Here is a 19,864-nt window from a genome sequence, read left to right as displayed (position 1 = left end):
TCTCGCCATGCCTCGCGCCTCAGCGCTCCATGATCTGGGTGATGTCGTCCTTCTTGATGAGCATCTCCCGCCCCTCTTCGTCGTAGTAGCGGTACATGCCGGTACTCTCGTCCAGCCTGGGCTTGCTGTCGGTCGCGATCATCCGTCCATCCTTGGTGCTCATGATGTATTGGGAGCTGCACGCCACCAGCCCCAGGGCACACACCAGGATCATCGTCAGCTTTTTCATCTGCTTTAATCTCCCCATTCATCCTTACCTCAAGGATGTCTTTTGAAGATTAGTTCAATGAAATCAACCCGTTCAAAAACCGCTACCAAATTGGATCCAGGTCAAGAATCAGCACAGCAAGCACCATCACCACCCTCTCTGCCCCCTGAATGAGCAGAGGCCGGACAGGGTCCGGCCTCTGGTTTCCATCGGTGCAAACATCACTCGGCAGGCTTGCGCTCGCCGGTGACCGTGGGGTTGGCAGGGTCGGCACTCCACTCGTACCAGCCGCCGTCGTAGACGCTGATCCGCTTCCAGTCCATCAGCCAGGCGTAGAAGAAGGCCTCGGAGGCGCGCCAGCCGGTGCCGCAGTAGAAGGCGGCCTGCTGGGTCGGCTCGATGTGCCACTCGTCCCACATGGAGAGGATCTCCCGGGCCGGCTTCATGGTGCCGTCCGGGTTGTGGAAGTCGCTCATGCTGTTGGCATCCACGCCCCCACGACCCCACTTGGCCCCGGGGATGTCGCCCTTGGGCTTGATGTAGCTGTAGCCCGAGGTGTTGCCGACGAACTCGTCCCAGGTGCGCACGCTGACCAGGGCGCCGTCGGGCTGCTTGAGCAGCTCTTTCGCCTGACTCAGGGTGGTGTAGTACTCGGGACGGGCCGGAATGGCGACGCCGAACTCCTTGGCCGGTTTGAAGGTGTTGGCCAGGCCGGTCTCGGTGCGCAGGTGCTGCACGAACCAGGCGTCCAGGCCGCCGTCCAGCAGGCGCACGTCCTCGACGCCCGCGTACATCATCAGGTGCGCCGCCCGGGCTGCCGCCATGGTGTTGCGACCGTAGAGGATGACGGTGGTGTCGTGGCGAATGCCGCTCTCCAGCAGCAGGGCCTTGAGCGCCTCGTCAGAGACCTTGTTCCAGAGCGGCTCCGCCTCCAGGCGGTTGGTGTCGATGTAACCGGCCCCCGGGATGTGGCTCAGCAGGTAGGCCTTGGGCGCGCCCCAGTCCACTTCGAAGACCTTCCAGTCCCCCTTGGGAGCGGCGGCGACCGGCTTGCCGGCCTGCAGATCCGCCAGCCAGAGCGGATAGACCAGCTGCTGCCAGCGGGCCAGGTACTCCCGGGGGGCCTCCTTCCAGCCCTGCAGCTCGAACAGCTGCTTGATGCCATGCTGGCGCAGCAGGCGGGCCACCTCGGCCACTTCCCGCGGGGCGCCGTAGAGGGCGACCGGCCGATCGGCCTTCAGCCCCTTGCTGGTCAGCGCCTTGGCCCACTCCTCGTCACTGTATTTCCACTCGGCGGAGAGCAGCTCGGCGCCGACCACGTGGCCCCCCTGCTTCTCCCCTTCCATGGGCCAGCCCTGATAGAAATAGCTGGGGCGGGTATCCAGGATCACCGCCTGCTTCGCCTTGGCATCGGCCAGGGAGAGGGGGGGCAGTTCGGCGGCCAGAGCCGGCCAGGCAGACCAGAGCAGCAAGGCCGCCAGCGCGGCCCGCCACACAGCTGTCATTCGTTTCATGATGTCGTCTCGATGCTAGTGAACAAAGGTTAAAAGATGGAGCGGCCAAGGCGCTCTGCCAGCAATTCCAGCGCCGCCGTCCCCGCCAGGGAGTTGCCCGCCTTGTTGAGCTCGGGCGACCAGACGCAGACCACCAGCTCCCCCGGGATCAGCGCCATGATGCCGCCCCCTACCCCGGACTTGCCCGGCATGCCGACCCGGTAGGCGAAGTCGCCCGCCTCGTCGTAGAGGCCACAGGTGGCGAGCAGGGCGTTGACCTGCTTGGTGGTGCGGGCCGGCAGCAGGGGCGTCGTCTCGCCAAGGGGCACGCCGCGGTTGGCCAGATAGATGAAGGTCCTGGCCAGATCGACGCAACTCATGCGGATGGCGCAGGCATTGAAATAGCTCTGCAGCACCTTGTCCACCTCGTTCTCGAAGTTGCCGTAGGCCTTCATCAGATAGGCGATGGCGGCGTTGCGGGCGGCGTGCTGGTATTCGGAGCGGGCCACCACCTGATCCGCCATGATGGCCGGGTTGCCCGAGAGGCGGCGGGCCAACTCCAGGGTGCGCTGGCGCGGGGCGGTGAGCCGGGTCTCCAGCAGATCGCTCACCACCAGGGCGCCGGCGTTGATGAAGGGGTTGCGGGGGATACCGTGCTCGAACTCCAGCTGCACCAGGGAGTTGAACGGCTGCCCCGAGGGCTCCTTGCCGACCCTGGCCCAGATCTCCTCCTCCTGATAGAGGGTGAGGGCCAGGGTCAGGCTCAGGGCCTTGGAGATGCTCTGGATGGAGAAGGGCTCGAAAGCATCACCTGCGGTGAACAGCTCCCCCTCCACGGTACAGACCGCGATCCCCAGCCGGTTCGCCGGCACCTGGGCCAGCGCGGGAATGTAATCGGCCACCTTGCCCTGCCCGAGCAGCGGTCGCACCTCTTCCAGGATGCTGGCCAGTAATTCGGATGACAACACCATCGGCAATTCCATGACGTGAGACGAGGCGGGACCAGCCCACCGACAAAAATCCCGCCGGCGGCGGGATTTTCTATGTGCCCGTGACAGGCAGTCCGATATCAGGCCGGCTCGCCGTACCAGAGGTCGAACAACTCGGTGACCACCACGGCTTCCAGCCCCTTGGCTTGCAGCCAGGACTGGATGGCGGCGCGATCCTCGTCGGTGCACTTGCCGAGTTGCTGGGTGCAGATCATGCCTTCCCAGGCCAGGTGACCCGAGCCGGCGAAGGCCAGCTTGCGAGGCTCCACCACCTCGTCGATCAGCGCATCGACCACGGCATCAATGGTCTCTTCGGCGGTGCCGACCGGGAAGTTGAAACTGATGTCGAACCCCATTTCCTGGAATTCGTCGACGCGCAGTTTCTTACGCAGGCGGCGGCTACGGTTGGCCATGATAGCTCCTTAGTTGATACGTTGACTCAGTTGACTCGTTTGAAAATCAGATCCCAGACCCCGTGACCCAGACGATGGCCACGTTGCTCGAATTTGGTCAGCGGGCGCCAGTCGGGACGGGGCACCCAGTTGCCGCTGGCGGAGGTGTTCTCGTACCCCTCGGCGGCGCTCATCACCTCCAGCATGTGCTCGGCGTAGTTTTCCCAGTCGGTGGCCATGTGGAAGACGCCACCGATGGCGAGCTTCTGGCGAATGGCCTGGGCAAAGGCCGGCTGCACGATGCGGCGCTTGTGGTGACGGCTCTTGTGCCAGGGGTCGGGGAAGAAGAGCTGCAGGCAGGAGAGAGAACCGTTCGGGATCATGTGCTCCAGCACCTCCACCGCATCGTGGCAGAGGACGCGCAGGTTGGTGACACCCGCCTCCTGGGCGGTGCCGAGGCAGGCGCCCACGCCCGGGGAGTGCACCTCGATGCCGATGAAGTTCTTCTCGGGGGCATGCTTGGCCATCTCCACCAGGGAGGCGCCCATGCCGAAGCCGATCTCCAGCACCACGGGGGCCTCGCGGCCAAACAGCGCGACCAGGTCGAGCTGCTTTTGCTCAAAATCGATGCCCATGACCGGCCAGAGCTCTTCCAGGGCCTTCTCCTGCCCCTTGGTCAGGCGGCCTTCGCGACGGACGAAGCTGCGGATCTTGCGCATGAACTTGCCGTCTTCGTTAAACACATCTTGGGTCACAGACATAGTAAATTGCTCGTTATTTCATCGCTCTGGAATAGAGGCGACATAAATGGATCGCTCGTTATTGCATCAATCGGCAAAAACAGGGGAGCGAATTATCCCAAGATAGCCACGGGGTGCAAGTGTTTCGCGCAACAAATCCCCTCGAACTGCCCACTTCCGCCGGCAAGGTTGACAAATGCCGCCCCCTTCACAGAATCTGCCGGGCGTCAGGCGCATCCTGACGCGGAAAAATAAAACCATACACAACAAAGGATTGCAGTATGAAGAAAACCCTGTTGGCCCTCGCCATCCCGCCCCTGCTGGCCGGGTGCAACCCCTCTGAAAACGACTCCCAACCCCCCGCCCCCGGGACCCAGGCCCATGAATATCTGGTGCAGCTGAGCTCGAGCGCCGAAGGCATCGGCGCCAGACCCACGGGCACCGAGGCCGAGACCCGGGCCGCCGCCTGGATCCAGGACCATCTGACCGGCTGGGGTTACGAGGTGCAGAACCAGCCTTTCACCTACACCCGGGGCGGCACCGAGAAGCACTCCCAGAACGTCGTCGCCGAGCTCAAGGGCCAGAGTGACAAGGTGATCCTCATCGGTGCCCACTACGACAGCACAGGCGAGAAGAAGGGCTCGGAAGGTGCCACCGACAACGGCGCCGGCGTCGCGGCCCTCTTGGCGGTCGCCGAGGCGCTCAAGGATCAGACCCTGCCCTACACGGTGCGCTTCGCCTTCTTCGGGGCCGAGGAGAACGGCCTCAACGGCTCCAGGGCCTATGCCGCCAGTCTCGACAACGACGCCGTCGCCAAGCTGCTGGCCATGGTGAACTACGACACCATCGCCGGTGGCGACATCGTCTACGTCCACTCCGCCCACTCCGACGTGGCCGAGTACAACTGTGCCGACCCGAGCCGCTACAGCTTCGATCCCAGGGTGCGCGACCGCCTGCTGGCCATCTCCAGGCAGACGTCGACCCCCTTCGCCATCCACCCCAGCTACGACGGCTACCCGGAGGGGGAGACCGGCAGCTGGTCCGATCACGCGCCCTTTGCCTGCCTCGGGGTGCCCATCGCCTATGTGGAGGCCACCAACTTCACCATCAACGGCGAGGCCGGCTATGACGGCTACTCCCAGAGCACCAACCCGGCGCTGTGGGACTGCTACGACGATGCCACCAAGAGCGCCTGCGATCGGGACAGCGAGACCCAGTGGGGCAAGATCTGGCATACCGAGCACGACCGCCTCGACAGGATGGCGGAGCTCTTCCCGGGCCGCATAGAGCAGCAGCTCGGGGCCAACACCGATCTGATGATCCGTTTCCTGAAGGAACCCGGGCTCTGATCCCAGGGCGCTCCGGCAGGGCTTTTTGCGCCCCCGGCCAGTGTTGAAGCGATAAAATTCGGGCAGGTGTCAAACCTGCCCTTTTTTATGGATTTTTGTGACAGCCATTGCCTCATTTCTGAAATCTGATACAAACGGATAACCTGGCGGTTGAATGGAGCGACCGCCACCTAGTCAGAGAGAACCCTATGCAGCCGTTTTTTGCCCAGCGCTTCGAGAAGGTCGAGCCTTCCTTTATCCGTGAAATCCTCAAAGTCGCCGCCAATCCGGAGATCATCTCCTTCGCCGGCGGCCTGCCCAACCCCCATCTGTTCCCGGTCAAGGCCATCGAGCAAGCGTGCCAGGACGTGCTGCGCGAGCAGGGAGCCGCCGCGCTGCAATACGCCACCACCGAGGGCTTCGCCCCGCTGCGCCAGTTCATCGCCGACCGCTACCTGAGCCGCCACGGCATGGCCGTCAATCCTGACAACATCCTGATCACCAGCGGCTCCCAGCAGGCGCTGGATCTGCTGGGCAAGGTGCTGATCGACGAGGGGCAGGATCTCATCATCGAGGAGCCGGGCTACCTGGGCGCCATCCAGGCGTTCTCCGTCTACCAGCCGACCTTCAAGCCCATCACCCTGGGAGAGGAGGGACTGGATCTGGCCGCGCTGGATGCGCTGCTGGAGCAGGGGTCCAATGCCAAGCTGCTGTACGGGGTTCCGAACTTCCAGAACCCGAGCGGCGTCTCCTACAGCCGTGCCAACCGCGAGGCGCTGGCACAGCGCCTGGTGCGCCACGAGCTGCTGATGGTGGAAGACGACCCCTATGGCGAGCTGCGCTTCGAAGGGGAGCACCTGCCCCCCGTCGCCAAGCTGGCCCCCCACAATACAGTGCTGCTCGGCTCCTTCTCCAAGACGGTGGTGCCCGCGTTCCGCCTGGGCTGGATGCTGGTGCCGGACTGGCTGCGCAAGAAGGTCACCATCGCCAAGCAGGCCACCGACCTGCACAGCAACGCCTTCAGCCAGCAGGTGCTGCACCGCTTCCTGACCGACAACTCGCTGGATGCCCATCTGGAGAAGATCAAGGAGGTCTACGGCCGCCAGCGTGCCGCCATGGAGGCCGCCCTGGCCCGTCACTGCCCGCCCGGCGTCAGCTACACCCGCCCCGAGGGGGGCATGTTCCTCTGGCTGACCCTGCCATCCAGCGTCAGCGCCATGGCCCTGTTCGACGAGGCGATCAAGGAGAAGGTGGCCTTCGTGCCCGGCGCCCCCTTCTACGTGCGCCCCGAGATCCAGAACACCCTGCGTCTGAGCTTCTCCTGCGTGGACGAAGCGACCACGGAAGAGGGCATCAAGCGCCTGTGCCGCGCCCTCGCCCGCATGCTCTGAGCCGACCGGCCATAAAAAAACCAGCGACCCGGTCGCTGGTTTTTTTTCGTCCCCCGTTCGGCCTCAGGACCCGCCCTTCGCCAGCAGGCCGGCAAAGTGCTTCATGGGCATGGGCCTGCCGAAGAGATAGCCCTGCAGGAAGGTCACCTGGCGCGCCCGCAGGTAGTCGGCCTGCACCTGGTTCTCCACCCCTTCCGCCACCAGTTGCAGCCCGAGCCGGGTCGCGAGATCGATGACGTTCTCGACGATGTGGCTGGAGAGGGCGTCCGACCCTATCATGCCGACGAAGCTCTGATCGATCTTGAGGAAGTCGACCTGGAAGGTCTGCAGATAGGTGAGGCTGGAGTGGCCTGTGCCAAAGTCGTCGATGGCGATGAAGACGCCGAGGGCGTGCAGTTCGGCAAACAGCTGGTCCGTGGTCTCGTCCGCGACGATGAGCTCCCGCTCGGTCAGCTCCAACACCAGCTTGATCGGGTTGGCCCTGAAGGCGTTGATGAAGTCCCGGCAATCCTCCACCAGGCTCAGATCCTTGCAGTGGCTCGCGCTGATGTTGAACCCGAAGTGAAACCCCCTTGGCAGCGTCTCCACCAGGGGCGCAAAGGCCTCTCGCACCTGCATCATCAGGAAGCGGGTCATGGGCACGATGAGGCCGCACTCCTCCGCCATGGGGATGAAGCGATCCGGCGAGATCATGCCCTGACGGGGATGCTGCCAGCGCATCAGCACCTCGCAGCCGCTCCAGTGGGCATCGTCCCCGGTCACCACGGGTTGCAGGTAGGGGATGAACTCCTGCTGATCCAGCGCCCGCTTCAGCTCCTGAACCGGCGAGGTCGGGCGCCCCATCAGCCAGAAGACCCCCACCCCGAGCAGCAGCCCCAGCAGGGGATAGAAGATGACGCCGACCTTGGAGTAGTCCCAGATGTGGGCGCCGTACTCATTGAGCGACACCCTGGTCACCACCTTGAACGGATATCTGGTCGAGGCCTGCTCGAGGTAACCCTGGCTCTCCTCGGGAATGAGCCGGTCGGTGAGCCGGCTGTCCCGCAGAAGCATCTGCTGACCCACCACCAGCCCGAGGGGCGAGTTGCGGCTCAGCATGTCCAGTATGTTGAGCAGGTAGTAGCCGTCGACCCCCACCAGCACGCTGAACTCCCCCGCCGCCTCCCGGTAGACGATGAGAGGGCGATTGGGCGTGACCGGGTTGCCCTTCATCAGATCGAGCCTGCCGCCCACATAGTCGTCCCGCGAGAACTTGCCGCTGACCGGGCCATAGAGGGAGGAGCAGTAGATGGTATCGCCCCTGGCCAGGTTGACGCTGCGCACGTCTGGCACCGTTGCCACCTGATCCCGCAGCCCCTGCACCACCTCGAGACAGGGCTTGTCCAGGCTGCCGGCAAGGGCCGACGCCGCCTGCCGGGCGTTGTCCAGGGTGCGGTCGAACATGACTCTGGCATGCTCCAGCCGCTCCACCGCATCCTGTCTCACGCCGTTGGCGGTCTGCCAGGTGACGATGGCCAGCCCCAGCACCATGGGCAGCAGGCCGGCCAGCAAGGCGCACAGCAGCCTGATATAGAATTGACGCACCCTTAAACGACGAAATGGCATAAGAGCCCTCATGGTCATGGCGAAAAAGCGCACAAGTGTACCCGCTGGTGCTCGCTTGGCAAGCACGAAGGAGACTCGGGATGCCGAGCCGGCCCGGATCATCGCCGACAGGTGGCCGCGGGGCCAGCCCCGCGCCCCCTGGCCAGCGGAAATTATAATGCTTATAAAAACAGGACCTTGTCCATCCAGCCCCCAGCCTCTAGAGTAGAGCCAACAGGGTCGGGGGAGGCAGCACATGAAGATACTGATCACGGGAGGCACGGGGTTCATCGGTCGCCGCCTGGTGGCGCACCTCAAGGTGGCACACGAGGTAGTGGTCCTGACCCGCCAGGGCAGCCGGGCCTATGATCTGCTCGGTCACGACGTCACCCTGCTCGACAGCCTGGACAGGCTGGATCATCTCAACGACGTGGACATCGTCATCAATCTGGCCGGCGAGCCCATCGCCGCCGGACGCTGGAGCGAATCCCGCAAGCAGTTGCTGTGCAACAGCCGCTGGCTGCTGACCGAACAGCTGGTGGATCTCATCAAGCTCTCCGGCACGCCCCCCAGGCTGCTGCTCAATGCCTCCGCCATCGGCTGGTATGGTCGCCAGGGGGATGCCCCGCTGGATGAAACGTGCCAGACGCCCCACGACGAGTTCACCCACCGCCTCTGCCAGCAGTGGGAGCAGCTGGCCCTGCAGGCCCGCACGCCCCAGACCCGGGTCTGCATAGTGCGCATCGGCCTGGTGCTCGGCATGGAGGGAGGGGCCCTGCCCAGAATGCTGCCCCCCTATCGGCTCGGCCTCGGCGGCCCCATGGGCAGCGGCACCCAGATGATGAGCTGGATCCACGTGCAGGATCTGGTACGCGCCATGCTGTTCCTCATCGAGCACGACGAGTGCGACGGCATCTTCAACGGCACGGCCCCGCAGCCCGTCAGCAATCGCGCGTTCAGCCAGACCCTGGCCGCCACGCTCCATCGCCCACACCTCTTCTTCGTGCCAGCGCCCCTCTTGCGCCTCCTGATGGGAGAGGCGGCGGATCTGCTGCTCACCGGCCAGCAGGTGCTCCCCGTCCGTTTGCAGCAGGCAGGCTTCCATTTCACCTATCCGGCCCTGCCCGAGGCCCTGGCCGACCTGCTGCGCTCCCCGCGCTGACCCCATGAAAAATCCCGACCGAAGTCGGGATTGTCGTCTGCCTCAGAGCAGCCCCTGCCCCAGCCCCCTGAGTCTGTCGCTCAGGGTGCCCGCCAGCAGCTGGCGGCGCATGCCCTGCCCGGCCAGGGTCACCAGCAGGGCTCCCAGCAGGGGGAGTCCGGCCCAGATGGCCCAGTGGAACTGCCACTGGGCATCCTGCCACCACCACTGCAGGCCGAAGGAGCAGAGCTCCACCACCATGGCGGCGCAGAGCCCCGCCAGGGCGCCGCTCGCCACCAGCTCCCAGCGCAGCATCTTCTCGAGCAGGGCGCTGCCCGCCCCCAGGGTGCGCATCAAGAGCAGCTCCCGGCGCCGATGGGCCATGCTGGCCTGGGTCTGGGTCAGCAGCACCAGCAGGGCGGCCACCGTCACCAGCCCCAGCATCAGCCCCAGGGCCCGGCTCACCTGATCGGACACCAGGGTCAGCCTGGCGATCAGATCCTCCACGTCGATGAGGCTCACCGTGGGGTGGTGGCGGATGATCTCCACCTCGGCGCGGCGTCCCTGCTCGGCCAGCCGGGCGGGCAGGCGGTAGCTGCCGAGCCAGGTCTGGGAGAAGGGGGCCAGCACGTCCGGCGAGAAGATCATGTAGAAGTTGGGCCTCATGTTGTCCCACTTGATGGATCTCAGGCTGGTCACCCTGGCCTCGAACGCCCGCCCCTCTATGGTGAAGCCGAGCACATCCCCCAGCGCGATGCCGAGCCGCTCCGCCAGCGCCTCGTCGACGGAGACCTCCCCCTTGCCGGCGAGCCATTGGCCGGACGTCACCCTGTTGTCGGGGGGCAGGGTCGTGGTGGTGGTGAAGTTGAGCTCCCTGTCCACCCCCTCCCGCGCCGCATCCTCCCCCACGGCCTCCCCCGCTATCCTGGTCAGGCGTCCGCGCACCATGGGATAGAAGTCCGAGGTGATGGCGCCGGCCCGCTGCAGGTCGGCCAGAATGCTGTCGCGCTCCTCATCGGCCACGTTGACCAGGAAGCGGTTCGGAGCATCGGCGGGCAGGCGGGCGGAGAAGTCCTCGAGCAGATCGACCCGCGCCGCCCACAGCAGCCCGAACAGCATGAGCGCCAGGGCGAAGCCTGCCAGCTGGAACAGGCCGCTGCCACGCTCCCGGGAGAGGTGGCTGATGGCGAGCCGCAAGGCATGAGGCCCCTTGAGCCGGCTGCCGAGGCGCAGCAGCCCGGAGGCGAGCAGCGCCAGCAGCAGCATCAACACCCCCATGCCGCCGATGAGGCCGAGCGCCAGCCGGACGTCCGCGGTGAAGCCCCACACCAGCGCGAACAGGCCGATCAGGCCCACCGGCACCGTCAGCCAGGGAGGGATCCCGGCCTCCAGCTCACGGCGCAGCACCCGCAGCGGCGGCACCTTGAGCAGGCGAAGGAAGGGCACGAACGCCAGCAGCAGGGTGATGAAGAAGGCGACCGCGATCCCCAGGGCGAACGGCCGCCAGGAGGGAGGCGGCAGATCCGCCGGCAGCAGGTCCCCCAGCAGTTGCAGCGTCAGCCACTGCATGGCGCTCCCCGCCACCAGGCCCATGATCGCCCCCGCCAGGGTGAGGGAGAACAGCAAGGTGCCCATCAGCTGCCAGAGGGTGCGCCGCGACGCGCCGAGCGTCTTGAGCAGCGCCACCATGTTGGTCTGGCGCTCGGCGAAATGGCGCACCGCTATGCCCATGGCCAGCGCCCCCAGCAGCACGCCGGCGAGGGACGCCAGGCGGAAGAAGCGCTCGGCATTGGCCAGGGGCTTGCCGACCTGGGAGCCCTCGTCGTCCGGCTTGATCAGCTTCTGCCCGGCGGTCAGTTTGGGGCCGAGCCAGGCCTCATAGCGGGCTATCCCCTCCCGGGAGCCCTTGATGAGGTAGCGCCACTGCTGACGGCTGCCCGGCAGGAGGGCGCCGGTCGCCTCCACATCGGCGCTGTGGATCAGGGCCCGCGGCGCCATCTGGAAGGGGCTGAAGCCCTGATCCGGCTCCTGGCCCAGCTCGCCGGCCACCCTCAGCCGGGTGTTGCCGACCTCCAGCTCGTCCCCCACCTTGGCGCCGAGCAGCAGCATCACCCGGGCGGAGAGCCAGATCTCGCCGGGGACAGGGGCGCGCTGGGGATTAAGCTCCAGCTTGCCGTAGAAGGGGAAGTCCCCCGGCACGGCGCGGATGGAGGCCAGTTGCAGGCCGTCGCCGTGAAACAGCATGCTGTTGAAGCTGACCGTGGTCTGCACGGCCAATCCCTCCTGACTCGCCCGCGCCAGCCAGTCGGCAGGCGCCGGTGTGGCGGAGCGCAGCACCTGATCCGCCCCGATGAAGTCGCGCCCCGACGCCTTGAGCCCCGCATCCAGCCGGTCCGCCACCAGGGCCACGCTCAGCACGCAGGCCACGCTCAGCGCCAGCGCCAACACAAACCAGCGCAGTTCTCCGCTAAACCCTTCCCGGCGCAGCAATGTCAATCCCAGTCGCCAGTGACTCATGACTCCCCCCTCACCGCCGACGCCAGCACAAGCCGGGGGGTCAGCTCGCCGCTGAACCCTTCCCGGCGCAGCAATGTCAATCCCAGTCGCCACTGACTCATGACGTACACCTCCTAGCCCGCACCGGCTTGCGCGATGGCGTGAATCCCTGCTTTCGCTGACTCATGACAACTCCCCGACCCGGGCGGCCACCACGGCGCCGGAGTCCGACTGCAGCCGCCCTGCCGCCATCACCAGTTGCCGCTGGCAGCGCTTTGCCAGCTCATGGTCGTGGGTCACCACCACCAGCGTGGTGTTGTGCTCGCGGTTCAGGCGAAACAGCAGCTCGATCACCGTCTCCCCCGTCTTGCTGTCGAGGTTGCCGGTGGGCTCGTCCGCCAACAGCAGGCTGGGGCGGGTCATGAAGGCCCTGGCGATGGCGACCCGCTGCTGCTCCCCGCCGGAGAGGCGTGGCGGCAGGTGGTGCAGCCGCTCGGCCAGCCCGACCTGGGCAAGCAGCGCGCGGGCACGGGGCTCGCTGTCGGTCTCGCCGCGCAGCTCCGCCGGCAGCATGACGTTCTCCAGGGCGCTCAGGGTGGGCAGCAGCAGGAAGGACTGGAACACGAAGCCCACCTGATCGGCGCGCAGTCTGGCGCGTCCCTCCTCGTCCAGCCGGGTCAGGGACTGACCGAGGATCTCGATCTCGCCACAGCTCGGCAGGTCGAGGCCGGCCAGCAGGCCGAGCAGGGTGGACTTGCCGGAACCGGACGCGCCGACCAGCGCCAGTGTCTCGCCGGTATTGACTTGCAGATCGATCCCTTCAAGGATGGTGAGACTTTCCTGGCCGAGGCGAACGGTTTTGCCGAGCCCCCTGACGGTGATAATGGGCGTTGAACTCATCTTGGGTTTCCTGTTTGCCTGAACCTGTAATGACAATAGATCTTGGGAGTTGAATGCATGATGCGTCTCTTGTTTGCCGTGAGCTGCCTGTGGTGCTGGGCAGCCTCTGTCCAGGCCCAGACCCTGCTGGTGCTGGGCGACAGCCTGAGCGCCGGCTATCAGATGAAGGCCGAACAGAGCTGGCCTGCCCTGCTCAATGAAAAATGGCAGCAGCAGGGCGGGGAACACAGGCTCATCAACGCCAGCATCAGCGGTGAAACCACCCAGGGCGGGCTGGCCCGCCTGCCCGCCCTGCTCGAGACCCACAAGCCGGACTGGGTGCTGATCGAACTCGGCGGCAACGACGGCCTGCGCGGGTTTTCTCCCGCCATCACCCGGGCCAACCTCACCAAGATGGTGGCGCTGGCCAAGGCGAGCCAGGCGAAGACGGTGCTGACCCAGATCCAGCTGCCCCGCAACTATGGCGCACGCTATCTGCAGCAGTTCGAGCAGATCTTCCCTGAGCTGGCGCAGGCCAACGACCTGCCGCTGATGCCCTTCTTTCTGGATGATATTGTGCTGCGCCCTGAACTCATGATGAACGATGGGCTTCACCCGACGGCGGCGGCCCAGCCCCAGATCCGCGACAAGGTCGCCCGCTTCATCGAGCCCCTGCTGACCCAGTAGCCCAACGCAAAGCCCCCGCCAGGGCGGGGGCTTAGTGCTCGTCGGTTGCCGATCAGGGCCCAGGCTCAGCGCCCCAGGATCTGCCGCATCCGCTCCTGTACCACGTCCACCAGCAGATCGGGCTGGAACTTGGAGATAAAGCGGTTGCATCCCACCTTCTTGACCATGGCCTCGTTGAAGTTGCCGCTCAGGGAAGTGTTGAGGGTGATGAAGAGATCGGACATGCGCGGATCGCTGCGCACCTCGTGGGTGAGCCGGTAGCCATCCATCTCCGGCATCTCGGCATCCGTGATCATCAGCATGATCTCGTCGGTCACCTTCCTGCCCCCGTCGCACCACCCCTTGAGCAGCTTGAGCGCCTGCAGACCATCCTGGCACTCGATCACCTCGAGTCCGAGCTGGGCGAGCGTCTCGCGCACCTGGTTGCGCGCCGTGCTGGAGTCGTCGACGATGAGCACTCTGCGTCCCTGCATCTGGGGCAGGATCTCCTCGTCCAGCACCTCGGCCGAGATGCGCACGTCATAGGTGATGATCTCGGCCAGCACCTTCTCCACGTCGATGATCTCGACGATCTGGTCGACGCCCCCCTCCGGAACGCGGGTGATGGCGGTCAGGTAGTTGGATCGGCCCGCCGAACGGGGGGGCGGCAGTATGTCCTTCCAGGTCATGTTGACGATGTGCGCGACCTGTCCCACCAGGAACCCCTGAATGGTGCGGTTGTACTCGGTGATGATGAGGTTGGACTCATGGTCGATGGCCATGGGGCGCATGCCGATGGCCCCGCGCAGGTTGATGACGGGGATGGAGACGCCGCGGATGTTCGCCACGCCGCTGATGTTGTGATGGGCGCCCGGCATCTTGTTGAGGTGGGGCAGCTTGACCACCTCCCGCACCTTGAAGACGTTGATCGCAAAGAGTTGCTGGCCCCCCAAACGGAACATCAACAGCTCCAGGCGATTCTCCCCCACCAGCTGGGTACGTTGATCCACTGAATCCAATATGCTCGCCATATAAAGCCCTTACGTCCGTTTCCCGAGTGCCGCCCCCAAGGGGTTGCAAGATGCCAACCAGACTCGCCCTCCCCTGCCTGGGCGACGCGAGTCCCTATAGAAATAATGAAAAGGGTCGAGGAAAGATAGGCTCTTGACCACGGGGCGTGATCCTCGCCCCATCGCCGCCTCCGTCACAGGACCATACGGCGGCCCTGCGCCCTACCACAAGGGTATCGACCAGCAAGGGAGAATGCTGAACCCCGGATCCGCCCCGCGACCCCTTGCGCTCAATAAAACCCATAAAAAAACCGGCCGCAATGCGGCCGGTCAACAATATACAGCAGGCAGTCAGGGAATGACTTAGAAGTGGTACTGCATGGCCACGCCAACGACGTCGTCGGTGTTCTGGCCAAACTTGTTGTAACCGTCGGACCCTTCGCTGCTCAGCAGGTTGGCCTTGTAGTCAACGTAGATGTCGAAGTTCTCGTTGATGTTGTACCAGGCACCGATGGAGACGTACTCGGTCAGGGTGTCATCCAGGTTCTGGTCGGAATCTTTCACGTCCAGGCGGTTATACGCCAGGGACGGCTTCCACTGACCCCAGGTGTACTGCACCACGGCTTCGTAGCCGTTGCTCTCGGAGGCATAGCCGTCGTTGCCGGCCTGGTTCACATAGACGTGGTTTTCACCGTAGGCATAGGTCGCGGCGGCGTACAGGTTGTTGGCGTTGTACTTGATGCCGACGGCGGTCAGCTTGGCGTCTTCGCTGCCACCGAAGTTGGTCTTGGCAGCCTGATCGGCCGTCTTGCCAGCCTGGTTATAGGCCAGACCCAGGCTGATGCCCATGTCGAAGTTGTAGTTGGCGGACAGGGCGTAACCCTCTTCGGAGCCCCGGGTCCAGCTGGAATCGCTCTCGTTCTGCGCTTCGTTCTCGCCGGTGAACTGGGCACCCAGCACCAGACCGTCGAAGGTGTAGATGTACTGGGCCAGACCGTTGGTACGGCCGGTACCGAAGACTTCGGTCCCCTTGCCCAGGCCATCACCGCCCCACTCCGGCAGGACGTCGGTGTAGTCGTTGACCGCCTTGGCAATCAGGCCGTCCTGACGACCGTAGCTGAAGGCACCGAAGCGATCGTTCTTGATGCCAACATAGGCATAACGCAGCTCATTGTCGGAGCTGTTGGTCGGTACGTTGTACTGCACAAAACCGTTGGCGACGGTTTCGTTGTTGATGCGGGTCTCGCCAGCGATGTTCAGACGCAGGTAGCTCTGGTCGCCGCTCTCGTCGTCGTTGTCGCTGCCGTAATACATGCCTTGAACACGACCACCGATATCAAGCTTGGTACCGTCCTGGTTGTATACGGTAGAAGCCTGTGCACCACCGGCCAGCAGCAGGCTGGAGATGGCCATCGTCAATGCTGTCTTTTTCATTGTTCGTTCCTCTGGTGTAAACACTCTCTGTCAGACCTGTGCTCGGTCGTTTATGATCGGGTCTATGTTCCGATGGCCTAAAGTAGATCCGGAAACCTTGATGGGAACTGAAGCGGGGAACGATTAATTCCAAAAACATGGCATGAACCGTTTGCCCACGACGCCAGGCGTCGTGACAACAATAATCAGCAGAACTTAAAACTAGCTGAATGAAGATGCACAAACAAAAAAGCTGTCATTTATTTCAATGACAGATTGAACACTCGATAAAGAGGACGGATGGACCTGCCAGGGGGCGTGTACGGTTCGTTCGGGCTCGTTCAGGCGGGTTGCCAGCCGCGCATGACCTTCAACAGATCCTTCCAGCTCACTATGCCGACCAGGGCGCCGTTCTCCAGCACCGGCAGGCAGGAGACGTGCTGCTGCAGCATGATGGCGGCGGCGTCTTGCAGGGATAGCTCGGGGGAGATGGTGATGGGGTGGCGGCTCATGATCTGGTGGGCCCGCCGGTTGAGGGTCTCGGTGTCCCGGTTCATCTCGGCATCCGTGTCGAGATAGGGGCTGATGGCGCGCAGCAGATCCCGGTCCGAGATGACCCCCACCAGCACCTCATCCTCCACCACCAGCAGGTGGCGAAAGTGGGCCTGCTCGAAGATCTCCTTGATGACGCTCAGCCTGTCGTCCATGGAAACGGTCGCCACCCGGGTCGTCATGATCTCTTTAATCAGCATGGTCAGCCTCCTGCCACCAGATGTCTCTGTTATGACACGTTTTTCCTGCCTCAGCCATCCCTCCCGCCCTCAAGTGCAAATTTGTGTCATTTCACGTAAGATCCGCGCCAGTTTTCCTCCTTCACTCGAGCCAAGCAGACCCATCCATGATAGTTGCCAGTCAAATCGAACTGATCCGCGGCGGCCGCACGCTGCTGGACAACGCGTCCGCCACCATCCACCCCGGCCACAAGGTGGGTCTGGTGGGCAAGAACGGCTGTGGCAAGTCCACCTTCTTTGCACTGGTGCGGGGCGAGCTGGCCATCGACAACGGCAGCTTCAGCCTGCCCGCCGGCTGGCAGATCGCAGGCGTCGCCCAGGAGACCCCGGCGCTGGAGTGCTCCGCCCTGGAGTACGTGATCGACGGCGACAAGGAGTTCCGCGCCCTGGAGGCCGAACTGGCCAACGCCGAGCAGGATGACAACGGTCTGCTGGTGGCCGAGCTGCACGGCAGGCTCGACACCATAGGCGCCTACAGCATTCGCGCGCGCGCCGCCGAGTTGCTGCACGGCCTGGGCTTTGGCGGCGATCAGCTCGACTCGCCGGTGAGAAGTTTCTCCGGCGGCTGGCGCATGCGCCTGAACCTGGCCCAGGCGCTGCTGTGTCGCTCCGATCTGCTGCTGCTGGATGAACCGACCAACCACCTGGATCTGGACGCCGTCATCTGGCTGGAGAAGTGGCTCAAGAGCTACCAGGGCACGCTGGTGCTGATCTCCCACGACCGGGACTTCCTCGACTCCGTGGTGAATCGCATCATCCACATCGAGAACGGCAAGCTCAACGAATACAGCGGCGGCTACTCCGACTTCGAGCTGCAGCGCGCCGAGCAGCTCGCCCAGCAGCAATCCATGTACGAGAAGCAGCAGCGGGAGATGGCCCACATGCAATCCTATGTGGACCGCTTCCGCTACAAGGCCTCCAAGGCCCGGCAGGCCCAGAGCCGCCTCAAGGCCATGGAGCGGATGGAGAAGATCCTGCCCGCCCACGCCGACTCCGAGTTCAGCTTCGAGTTTCGCGAGCCCTCGGCCCTGCCGACGCCCCTTATCGCCATGGAGAACCTCAGCGCCGGTTACGGCGACAAGGTGATCCTGGAGAAGATCAAGCTGAACCTGGTGCCGGGGTCGCGCATCGGCCTGCTGGGGCGCAACGGCGCCGGCAAGTCCACCTTTATCAAGATGCTGGCGGGCAGCAATCCGCCGCTGTCGGGCAAGCTGGAGGTGAGCGCCGGGGTCAGCATCGGCTACTTCGCCCAGCACCAGCTCGAGACCCTGCGCCTGAACGACTCCCCGCTCGATCACCTGGTGCGCCTCGCCCCGGACAAGACCGAGCAGGAGCTTCGCAACTACCTCGGCAGCTTCGGCTTTCACGGCGACAAGGTGCTCGACAAGGTGGCCCCCTTCTCCGGCGGCGAGAAGGCGCGCCTGGTGCTGGCCCTCATCACCTGGCAAAAGCCCAACCTGCTGCTGCTGGATGAACCGACCAACCACCTGGATCTGGAGATGCGCCACGCCCTGACCATGGCGCTGCAAGGGTTCGAAGGGGCCATGGTGGTGGTCTCCCACGACAGGCACCTGCTGCGCACCACCACCGACGACTTCTACCTGGTCCACGGTGGCCGGGTCGAGCCGTTCGATGGGGATCTCGACGACTACCACAAGTGGCTCGGCGAGCAGGAGAAGGAGGCGAACGCCAAGCCGGTGGACGGCCCCGTCTCCGCCAACTCGGCGGTGGCGCGCAAGGATCAGAAGCGCCTCGAGGCCCAGTTCCGCCAGCAGACCCGGCCGCTTCGCCAGAAGCTCGAGAAGCTCGAGGCCGCCATGGAGAAGCTGCAGGGCAGGCTCGCCGACATCGAGCAGCAGCTGGCCGACCCGGCCATCTACGAGGAGGGCGCCAAGGGCAAACTCTCCGAGCTGCTCAAGTCCCAGGGCCCCCTCAAGGAGGAGCTGGAAAACGTCGAGCTGGAGTGGATGAGCCTCTCCGAGGAGCTGGAAGCCATGGAGCAAGCCTTCTTTGCGTGACACACAGCGGATGGAAGGCACCCGAGTGCAGGCCCACGAGCTGCCCAGCCCGCCCGACTTCTGGGCGTGGAGCACTGGGGCCTATGGCCAGCGCAGCCAGGACTGGCTCCATGTCCAGACGCTGGGGGGCAACGTCAACCTGGCCCTGCTGCTGCACCACCTGGATCTGCTCCGCATCCCGGTCGACCTCACGGACTTGCAACCGGCCCTGGTGCAGACCGAGGCGGTGCTGATCCCCTGGCGCACCCTGCGCCAGCAGGCCAAGGCCAGGCTGGCCGACGACGAGTACCAGACCATGCTGGCCCACGAACTGGAGCTGGAGAGGCTGCAACAGGGAGTCCTGCTGCAGACCCTGCGCGCCCTCACCCTGTTTCGCGGCGACAGCCACAACCTGTCGAACTATCTATCGTTACTGGGAGCCCAGCAGGGCCCCCTCAGAGATCTCATATGCTGAGCTACCGCCACGCCTTTCACGCCGGCAACCACGCCGACGTGCTGAAACACGCCGTCCAGGCCCTGATCATCGAGTCCCTCAAGAAGAAGGAGAAACCCTTCATCGTGCTGGACACCCATGCCGGTGGCGGTCTCTACGACCTGCGCGGCGACTGGTCCCAGAAGAAGGCGGAATACGCCGACGGCATAGGTCGGCTGTGGGACGAGCGGGCCCAGTGGTCCGCCATGGCCCCCTATCTGGGCGTCATCGAGGAGATGAATGCGAGCGGCGAGCTGCACTACTACCCGGGTTCCCCCGAGCTGTCGCGCCGCCTTCTCCGCGAGCAGGACAAGCTGGCGCTGATGGAGCTGCACAACAACGAGGTGGAGGATCTGCGCGCCAACATGGGGTACTACCCCCGCGTCGCCGTGCACCATCGCGACGGCTTCGAGGGGCTGGTGGCCCTGCTGCCCCCCACCCCGCGCCGCGGCCTGGTGCTGATCGACCCGCCCTATGAGCTCAAGGAAGACTACTTCGCCGTGGTCGACACCCTTAAGAAGGCGCAGAAGCGCTGGGCCACCGGCATCTATGCCCTCTGGTATCCCATCCTGGGGCAGGAGGCGGACAAGTCCCGCGACATGCTCAAGGCGATCAAGCGGGAGAACTTCGGCAACGTCCTGGTCGCCGAGCTGGAAGTGGCCGGCCAGACTGCCGACTGGGGCATGAACGGCTCCGGCATGCTCATCGTCAGCCCCCCCTGGATGCTGGACGAGCAGATAGAAGCCTTCCTCAAGCCCCTGTGCGCCAAGCTGGCCCAGGGCGCCGGCGCCCAGTACAGGGTGGAGTGGCTGAACAAGGCCGAGGCCTGACTGTTCATCCGCTGCAAACACGA

18 protein-coding genes are annotated in these 19,864 nt (G+C 64.6%); 7 read left to right on the top strand and 11 right to left on the bottom strand.

All coding sequences use genetic code 11. The features are described 5' to 3' along the window. Positions 1-19: 19 nt before the first annotated feature. From R2B70_RS04060 to trmB, 5 genes are all read right to left on the bottom strand, one after another. The gene (locus R2B70_RS04060; protein ID WP_318162705.1) at positions 20-229 is read right to left on the bottom strand and encodes a YgdI/YgdR family lipoprotein; all 210 of its coding nucleotides are present in this window, start codon (positions 227-229) and stop codon (positions 20-22) included. 200 nt (positions 230-429) lie between these two features. Continuing rightward, complete coding sequence (locus R2B70_RS04055; RefSeq protein ID WP_412055165.1) at positions 430-1,713, bottom strand: sulfurtransferase; 1,284 nt, start codon at positions 1,711-1,713, stop codon at positions 430-432. Positions 1,714-1,751: 38 nt separating this feature from the next. Next, positions 1,752-2,672, bottom strand: a complete 921-nt coding sequence (gene glsB / locus R2B70_RS04050; RefSeq protein WP_164884769.1) for a glutaminase B — start codon at positions 2,670-2,672, stop codon at positions 1,752-1,754. A gap of 98 nt (positions 2,673-2,770) precedes the next feature. Then, complete coding sequence (locus tag R2B70_RS04045) at positions 2,771-3,103, bottom strand: YggL family protein (protein WP_042078042.1); 333 nt, start codon at positions 3,101-3,103, stop codon at positions 2,771-2,773. A gap of 26 nt (positions 3,104-3,129) precedes the next feature. Further along, the gene (gene trmB, locus R2B70_RS04040) at positions 3,130-3,843 is read right to left on the bottom strand and encodes a tRNA (guanosine(46)-N7)-methyltransferase TrmB (RefSeq protein ID WP_042078043.1); all 714 of its coding nucleotides are present in this window, start codon (positions 3,841-3,843) and stop codon (positions 3,130-3,132) included. 260 nt (positions 3,844-4,103) lie between these two features. On the opposite strand from trmB, the gene R2B70_RS04035 reads away from it, so the two are divergent. Beyond that, positions 4,104-5,171, top strand: a complete 1,068-nt coding sequence (locus R2B70_RS04035) for a M28 family metallopeptidase (protein WP_318162703.1) — start codon at positions 4,104-4,106, stop codon at positions 5,169-5,171. Between the two features lie 188 nt (positions 5,172-5,359). Continuing rightward, on the top strand, positions 5,360-6,541 hold the full coding sequence (locus tag R2B70_RS04030; protein WP_318162702.1) for a PLP-dependent aminotransferase family protein: 1,182 nt from the start codon (positions 5,360-5,362) through the stop codon (positions 6,539-6,541). 63 nt (positions 6,542-6,604) lie between these two features. Here R2B70_RS04030 and R2B70_RS04025 read toward each other — a convergent pair whose 3' ends face one another. Continuing rightward, positions 6,605-8,146 carry a cyclic diguanylate phosphodiesterase gene (locus R2B70_RS04025; RefSeq protein WP_318162701.1) on the bottom strand — a complete coding sequence of 514 codons (1,542 nt, stop codon included), beginning with the start codon at positions 8,144-8,146 and terminating at the stop codon, positions 6,605-6,607. 235 nt (positions 8,147-8,381) lie between these two features. Between R2B70_RS04025 and R2B70_RS04020 the strand changes: the two genes are divergently transcribed. Next, positions 8,382-9,287, top strand: a complete 906-nt coding sequence (locus tag R2B70_RS04020; RefSeq protein ID WP_042078051.1) for a TIGR01777 family oxidoreductase — start codon at positions 8,382-8,384, stop codon at positions 9,285-9,287. A 42-nt stretch (positions 9,288-9,329) separates the two neighbouring features. On the opposite strand, the gene R2B70_RS04015 is transcribed toward R2B70_RS04020, so the two are convergent. Then, on the bottom strand, positions 9,330-11,783 hold the full coding sequence (locus tag R2B70_RS04015; protein ID WP_318162700.1) for an ABC transporter permease: 2,454 nt from the start codon (positions 11,781-11,783) through the stop codon (positions 9,330-9,332). A 162-nt stretch (positions 11,784-11,945) separates the two neighbouring features. Further along, on the bottom strand, positions 11,946-12,662 hold the full coding sequence (locus tag R2B70_RS04010; protein WP_042073978.1) for an ABC transporter ATP-binding protein: 717 nt from the start codon (positions 12,660-12,662) through the stop codon (positions 11,946-11,948). A 57-nt stretch (positions 12,663-12,719) separates the two neighbouring features. On the opposite strand from R2B70_RS04010, the gene R2B70_RS04005 reads away from it, so the two are divergent. Next, entirely contained in the window at positions 12,720-13,328 is a 609-nt protein-coding gene (locus R2B70_RS04005) for an arylesterase (protein WP_042073979.1), read from the top strand. 65 nt (positions 13,329-13,393) lie between these two features. On the opposite strand, the gene R2B70_RS04000 is transcribed toward R2B70_RS04005, so the two are convergent. The 3 genes from R2B70_RS04000 to R2B70_RS03990 form a co-directional block, all read right to left on the bottom strand. Further along, on the bottom strand, positions 13,394-14,338 hold the full coding sequence (locus R2B70_RS04000; RefSeq protein WP_042073980.1) for a chemotaxis protein CheV: 945 nt from the start codon (positions 14,336-14,338) through the stop codon (positions 13,394-13,396). Positions 14,339-14,680: 342 nt separating this feature from the next. Continuing rightward, positions 14,681-15,751, bottom strand: coding sequence for a porin (locus R2B70_RS03995; RefSeq protein WP_318162699.1), 1,071 nt, complete (start codon positions 15,749-15,751; stop codon positions 14,681-14,683). A gap of 320 nt (positions 15,752-16,071) precedes the next feature. Next, complete coding sequence (locus R2B70_RS03990; RefSeq protein ID WP_042073983.1) at positions 16,072-16,482, bottom strand: CBS domain-containing protein; 411 nt, start codon at positions 16,480-16,482, stop codon at positions 16,072-16,074. Positions 16,483-16,628: 146 nt separating this feature from the next. Between R2B70_RS03990 and R2B70_RS03985 the strand changes: the two genes are divergently transcribed. The 3 genes from R2B70_RS03985 to R2B70_RS03975 are packed head-to-tail and all read left to right on the top strand — an operon-like array spanning position 16,629 to position 19,841. Beyond that, positions 16,629-18,539 (top strand): ABC transporter ATP-binding protein, encoded by a 1,911-nt coding sequence (locus R2B70_RS03985; protein WP_042073985.1) that lies wholly within the window; start codon positions 16,629-16,631, stop codon positions 18,537-18,539. After that, complete coding sequence (locus R2B70_RS03980) at positions 18,532-18,993, top strand: DUF2390 domain-containing protein (protein ID WP_318162698.1); 462 nt, start codon at positions 18,532-18,534, stop codon at positions 18,991-18,993. Before R2B70_RS03985 ends, R2B70_RS03980 begins: the two co-directional genes overlap by 8 nt. Next, a complete protein-coding gene (locus R2B70_RS03975) occupies positions 18,987-19,841 on the top strand; it encodes a 23S rRNA (adenine(2030)-N(6))-methyltransferase RlmJ (protein WP_318162697.1) in 855 nt (284 codons plus the stop codon). Before R2B70_RS03980 ends, R2B70_RS03975 begins: the two co-directional genes overlap by 7 nt. Positions 19,842-19,864 lie beyond the last annotated feature (23 nt).

The sequence above is a fragment of the Aeromonas sp. XH genome, assembly GCF_033348475.1.
Lineage (GTDB): Bacteria > Pseudomonadota > Gammaproteobacteria > Enterobacterales > Aeromonadaceae > Aeromonas > Aeromonas sanarellii.
This window is presented reverse-complemented; position numbering and strand designations above follow the sequence as displayed.